The organism is Alkalihalophilus lindianensis, assembly GCF_032843265.1.
GTDB classification, from domain to species: Bacteria; Bacillota; Bacilli; order Bacillales; family Bacillaceae_D; genus Alkalihalophilus; species Alkalihalophilus lindianensis.
Window position 1 is genome coordinate 1 of sequence record NZ_JAWJBA010000539.1, and the last position, 261, is coordinate 261.

Sequence of the window (261 nt, forward strand, 5' to 3'; positions counted from 1 at the left end):
CCAATCGGGCGATCCCCCGGGTGACGGCGGCCGGGGAAATCTGGAGCGACACGGGGGGCGAGGTCGCCCTCGTCGTCTCCGGCGTGGGCACCGGCGGAACGATTACCGGCGTCGGCCGGTGGATCGCCGGATTGGCCGGGTTCTCGAACTGCGACGGCGTGACGGCGCACGGCGTGCTGGCCAGCAGTTCGGCGGCCTTGGCGATCGCCCCCTTCATGCCCTTCTCGGCGGGCGTGAGGACCAGTTCCGCTCCCAGCAGGG

At 72.4% G+C, this 261-nt stretch carries 1 pseudogene; it reads right to left on the minus strand.

The annotated features are described in order from the left end of the window. Positions 1-261: pseudogene (locus tag RYX56_RS23340) on the minus strand (hypothetical protein); the annotation flags it as partial.